Below are 773 nucleotides of genomic sequence, written 5' to 3' on the forward strand. Positions count from 1 at the left end.
GCCCGCCGCGCCGATTCCGAAATCTCGGCCACTTCGCGTGAAAAACCCTTTCCGCAGACGAAATAAATCCCTTATGAATCAATGGATTAAAAATATTCCGGCGCGTCGGCATTCTGGCATGGGGGTTGCGTAATAGACGGCACACGATGCCGCGAAGCGATGCAGGCATTCCAAACATCAGGAGACACGTCTTGCAGACCTCTATCCATACCCCGTCCCATCCCGAGCCGATTGCGGCAGCCGGCCCCGCCACGCGCGAACGCTTCTGGCCGGAAGGCTGGTGGAAGCTGATGGAAATCCGCATCGGCATCATCCCGCTGCCGGTCTACGTGATCCTGTTCGGACTGATCGTCGGCTTCGCGGTGACGGGCAAGGTGCCCGGCGAAATCTCGATGGCGATCGCCGTCCTCGCGTTCTTCGGCTTCACCTGCGCGGAACTCGGCAAGCGCCTGCCGCTCCTGCGCAACATCGGCGCGGCCGCGATCTTCGCGACCTTCGTGCCGTCGGCGCTCACGTACTACCACGTGCTGCCGAAGCCGGTGCTGAACCTGACGGTCGAATTCACGAAATCGACCAACTTCCTGTATCTGTTCATCGCGTCGATCATCGTCGGCAGCATCCTGAGCATGGATCGCCGCGTGCTGATCCAGGGCTTCGTGAAGATCTTCATTCCGCTCGCGGCCGGCTCGGTCGCCGCGGCGATCGTCGGCACGGCGGTCGGCACCGCGCTCGGCCTCGGCGCGCGCCACACGCTGCTGTACATCGTCGTGCCG

General features: G+C 62.6%; 1 protein-coding gene. It reads left to right on the plus strand.

What is annotated here, in order from left to right; translation table 11 throughout:
• Positions 1-191 precede the first annotated feature (191 nt).
• Positions 192-773 (plus strand): 2-hydroxycarboxylate transporter family protein (locus H3O04_RS35530; RefSeq protein WP_202589533.1); only part of this gene is annotated, 582 nt, incomplete at its 3' end.

The organism is Burkholderia sp. KCJ3K979, assembly GCF_016759955.1.
Taxonomy (GTDB): Bacteria; Pseudomonadota; Gammaproteobacteria; order Burkholderiales; family Burkholderiaceae; genus Burkholderia; species Burkholderia orbicola.